The sequence below is a fragment of the Streptomyces recifensis genome, from assembly GCF_002154615.1.
GTDB classification, from domain to species: domain Bacteria; phylum Actinomycetota; class Actinomycetes; order Streptomycetales; family Streptomycetaceae; genus Streptomyces; species Streptomyces griseoluteus.
In genome coordinates this window covers 1-4,742 of record NZ_MUNH01000620.1, presented here as the reverse complement: position 1 = coordinate 4,742, position 4,742 = coordinate 1, and the positions used below count along the sequence as shown (strand labels likewise).

Here is a 4,742-nt window from a genome sequence, read left to right as displayed (position 1 = left end):
GCGGCCGGGATCGCGGTGGCCGCCCCGCACTACGACCCCGGGTTCCCCGGCACCCAGGGCGAGGCGGGCCGCCATCTGCTGTACGAGTCGGGGAACGACCCCTGGCGGCTGATGCTGTGGGCGCGGCTGCCGGTGATCGCGCTGACGCTGCTCGGCGGGCTGGTGGTGTTCGCCTTCGCACGGGACCTGGCCGGGAGGGCGGCCGGTCCGGTGGCCCTCGCGCTGTACGCCTTCTGTCCCGACGTCGTCGCGCACGGCTCGCTGGCCACGCTGGACCTCCCGATGACGGCCTTCCTGCTGACCTCGGTGTGGCTGGCCTGGCGCGCCCGGAACCGGCCCCACCTGTACGTGCCGCTCGCCGGGGCGGCGCTGGGCGCGGCGGTGGCCACGAAGATGAGCGCGCTGCCCGCGATCCCGCTGCTGATGCTGCTGGCCGCCTGGTCCGTCCGGCAGGCGCGAGCCGGTGCCGGACGGCGGCGCAGGGCGCTGGCGGCGCTGGGGGGCGCGGGCGTGGTGCTGGCGGTGGCGCTGGCCGTCGTCTGGGCCGCCTATCTGGTCGTCGACCCCCGGCTCGGCTTCGCGCCCGCCGAGCCGCTCCCGCCGCTGGCGGGCAAGCGGGCGCTGGTGAGCGGTCTGCTGCCGCTGCCGCCCGCCTACGGCGCCGGGCTGCGGGCGCAGTTCGCCATGGAGTACTACCCGTGGGAGGGCTTCCTGTTCGGCCGGGTGTACACCGGCGCCCTCTGGTACTACCTGCCGGTGGCCCTCCTGGTGAAGACCCCGCTCGGCCTCCTGGCCCTGGGCGCGGCCGGCGCCGTGACCGTCCTGGCGGTGCCCCGCCTGCGCCCCGCGGCCCCGTACCTGCTGCTGCCGCCCGCGCTGCTGCTGGCGGTGGCGACGACGGGCGCGCGGGACTTCGGCACCCGGTACGCGCTGTTCGTCCCGGTGTTCCTGGCGCTGGCCGGTGGCTGCGTCACGCATCTGCGGCGCCGGTGGGCCGAAGCGCTGGCCGGGGTGCTGGTGCTGTGGGTGGCGGTGAGTTCGCTGCGGACGTTCCCGTACTACCTGCCCTACGCCAACGAGGCGTTCGGCGGCCCGGCGCGGACGCACCGGCTGCTGCACGACTCCAACGTGGACTGGGGCCAGGACCTCGGCGCCCTCGCGGACCGGCTGCGGGAGCGGTACCCGGGCGAGCGGGTGTGGCTGGTCTACAAGGGCAGCGGGGTCCCGTCGTACTACGGCATCCACGCGGGCGCGCCGCTCTCGGTGCCGCCGGAGCGGGTGCGGGGGCTGCTGGTGGTGTCGGACTCGGCCGCCGCCAAGGCGCGGGGGCGGCTGGCGGAGCTGATCCGCACGAGCCGCGCGGTCGACGACGTGGGGCACTCGATCACGGTGTACCGCCGCTGACCCTCCGGGCCGACACGGGGGGCGACCAGCAGTGGTGAGCTATGTTGGCTCGTCGTGGGAGACAAAGTCGACGGTCCGGCGCCCTCGCCGCAACAGGCACGCGCCCAGGCATCAGCGATCACCTCGGGCGGACCCGGCACGGGCGCCGAGGCCGCGCCGACCTCCCAGCTCCGGGCGCTGTTCGACGGGCCCCGGCTCTCCCCCGGACAGCGCCGGGTGGCGCAGTACCTGATCGAACACCTCACCGAGGCCGCTTTCCTGTCCATCACCGAGCTGGCCGACCGGGCCGGGGTGAGCCAGCCCTCGGTGACCCGGTTCGCCTCCGCCGTGGGCTTCAGCGGGTATCCGGCGCTGCGGGAGCGGCTGCAGTCCATCGCGTTGGGCGCGCTGGCGGGCGGTCCGGGCGAGGAGGACCGGGCGAACGAGCTGCAGGCCGCCGTGGACGCGGAGATCCAGAACCTGGAGCACCTGCGCCGCGATCTGGCCGACCCCGACCGGGTGATCCGGGTGGGCCGCGAGCTGTCCCGCTCCACCCCGCTGACCGTGCTGGGGCTGCGCATCTCGGGGTCGCTGGCGGAGTACTTCGGCTACGCGGCCCGGCGCATCCACCCCGATGTGCGGCTGGTGACGCGGGGCGGCAGCGTGGCGTGCGACGCGCTGCTCCAGTCCCGTGAGGCGGGCGGCACCTGGGTGCTGGCGTTCGCCATGCCCCGGCACGCGCAGGAGACGCTCGCCGCGCTGCGGGTGGCGCGGGAGGCGGGGCTGAAGGTCGCACTGGTCACCGACCTCGCGCTGGGCCCGCTGGCGGAGGCGGCCGACGTCACCTTCGCCACCGGCACCGGCTCCCGGCTGGTCTTCGACTCGTACGCCGCCCCCGGTCTGCTGGCCGCCGCGCTGCTCCAGGCGATGACCGACGCCGACCCCGAGCGCACCCAGGCCCGCCTGGAGCAGTACGAGCACGTCGCCGACCAGCAGCAGTTCTTCCTGCGGGACTGATCCGGCGCGGATCGGCACCACCCGGCACGGATGAATGTTTTCATCCGTCTTGCAAAGCGGTTGGCATATATAAATACTGCTCACGGATTCCGTGGCGTCCCCGCCCGGCCCGCCGGGGCCAGGGCCGCCCCCACCCGTCGGACCACCCTCTCCGGCGACGAGGCACACCGGAAGCGATGAGCATGCCGATCACCACCACGCGCATCAGCCGCGACTGGCCCTGCCAGGTCAAGCAGCCGGGCAGCTACGACTGGGAACGCTCGGCGGCCAAGTGGCTGCGCGAACTGATCCCGGCGCGCTACGCCAGCTATCCGGCGCTGATCAAGCACCCCGTCCTGCTGGCCCGGCACGCCGGTCTCCAGGTCCAGCAGGAGATCCGGGTGGCACGCACCGCGCTGCAGACCGCCCGCGCCGAACTGCCGGTGCTCGGACTGCCGGAGTCGGTCATCGAGCACACCATCAAGCTGTACGCCGCCGAGCTGCTCCAGCTCCAGCACATCGCGCGCAGCGTCCGCGCCGTCTCCGAGGCACTGGGCGCCCGTGGTACCGGCCGCTGACCCCGCTCTTCGCGCACCCGGTCCGGCACCCGCCGCCCCTGATGGGGACGGCCGGGCCGGACAAGTGAGCGAACGGCCGGGGTGTGCCATGCTCGTGGCGTGACGAGCGAGCCCACCCCTTCCGTGGAAACCGGCTTCGGCGCCGATGTGGCGGCGCTGGCCAGAGTCGTGGCCCGGCAGCGCGCCGAGTTGGAGCGGCTGCGGGACCTCACCGCGTCCTCGGCGGTGCTGGAACGCGCCAAGGGTGCGCTGATGGCCCTCACCGGCCGCTCCGCCGACGCCGCTCACGAGGAACTGCTCGCCCGCGCCGAGGCCGGGCGCCGCACCCTGATCGAGGAGTGCTGGCTCACCCTCGGCACGCTGGAGCACCCGAAGCCGGCCGGCCCGGACGCGGACCCCTCCGGTGCGCCGGCGCCGGTGTCCGCCTCCCGCAAGCCCGCGCCGACCGCGCCCGGCGACCTCGCGGACGTCCTGGCCGACCTGGGCCGGGCGCTGGTGCGGGTCGGCTCGCCGCAGGAGCTGGCCGGGTGCCTGTTGCGCCATCTGGGCCCGGACGCGGCCGTCGACGCCGTCGTGCTGTACCAGCACCGGTCCGAGGACGGCCTCGAACTCATCGGGTACGCGGGCGTCGACGCCGCTCTCGCCGGGCGCTGGCGTCGGCTGCCCGAGGTGAGCAGGCTCGCCCCGCTGGACTGTCTGCGCACCGGCGCGCCGCGCTGGCTGGAGAATTTTGCCGAGGACCGGCGCCAGTACGTGCTCCTGGACCCCTCGGAGCGGTGGCTGTCGCGGGCCTGGCTGCCGGTGCCGGGGGGGCACGGCTCGGGCGTGGCACTCGGCGTACTGCGAACTCAAGGGGGTCCGTTCGAGCCCCGCGAGCGTCAACTACTGCTGGGCGCCGCCCGGTTGTGTGCGGGGCGGCTGCGCGCCTTCGATGCGGACCGGGGCGGCGACACGAGCGGCATCACCCCGTACGTGCAGATGGTGCTCGACGCGTTGCCGGGTGCCACGATCCTGCTGCGCCCGCTGCGCTCCGCGTCCGGCGCGGTCGAGGACTACCGGATCGAGGCCGTGAGCCCGGAGGCGGTCGACGTGTTCGGCAACACCGGGCGCGACATGCTCGGCCGGCAGATCCTGGAGAGCTATCCCACTGTCGCGGGCGAGCAGTTGTGGCACGGCTATCTCACGGCGCTCACCACGGGCGTGCCCTTCGAGAGCGCGCCGTTCGCCTACCAGGACGTGGTGGACGGCGTACCGGTGACCGCCACCTACTCCGTGCGGGCGACGCCGCTGGGCGACGGCCTGCTGGTGACCTGGCTGCGGCTGGACCCGGTGGACCGGCAGGAGCAGCGGCTGTGGGACGTGCAGCGGCTGGGCAATCTGGGCTGGGCCAACTGGAACCTGGTCACCGGCGAGACCTCCTGGTCCGCGCAGACGTACGCCGTGCTCGGTCTCAACGCGGCGCGCGGGCCGGTGCCGCTGGCGGAGCTGCCCGCGCTGGTGGCGCCGCAGGACGCGGCTCCGCTGCGCGCCGCGATCACCGAACTCGTCGACCGAGCCCGCCCCTTCGACGTGCCCTTCCGCATCGACGCGCCGAGCGGGGTACGGCACCTGCGGATGGTCGCGGAGGCGGTGACCGAGCCGGACGGCACGCCCGCGGAGGTGCACGGGTTCGTCCAGGACCTGACCGCCCAGCGCAGCGCCGAACTCGCGCTGGTCGAGAGCGAGCGGGCGATGCTGCTCCAGCGCGGGGTGCTCCAGGCCGAGCGGGCGCTGGCCGACCGGCTG

Annotated in this window: 4 protein-coding genes; all 4 read left to right on the top strand. The window is 74.7% G+C overall.

What is annotated here, in order from left to right; all coding sequences use genetic code 11:
* On the top strand, window positions 1–1,404 hold a 1,404-nt coding region (locus CCN33_RS27280), incomplete at its 5' end, for a glycosyltransferase family 39 protein (RefSeq protein WP_107484004.1).
* A 54-nt stretch (window positions 1,405–1,458) separates the two neighbouring features.
* A complete protein-coding gene (locus CCN33_RS27275) occupies window positions 1,459–2,400 on the top strand; it encodes a MurR/RpiR family transcriptional regulator (RefSeq protein WP_086696095.1) in 942 nt (313 codons plus the stop codon).
* Window positions 2,401–2,576: 176 nt separating this feature from the next.
* Window positions 2,577–2,957, top strand: coding sequence for a hypothetical protein (locus CCN33_RS27270; RefSeq protein ID WP_086696094.1), 381 nt, complete (start codon window positions 2,577–2,579; stop codon window positions 2,955–2,957).
* A gap of 99 nt (window positions 2,958–3,056) precedes the next feature.
* Window positions 3,057–4,742 (top strand): ANTAR domain-containing protein (locus CCN33_RS27265; protein ID WP_208621922.1); only part of this gene is annotated, 1,686 nt, incomplete at its 3' end.

Bases quoted from the DNA above. Each gene is read 5' to 3' on its own strand.
- CCN33_RS27270 (WP_086696094.1), top strand. From the start codon at position 2,577: ATGAGCATGCCGATCACCACCACGCGCATCAGCCGCGACTGGCCCTGC.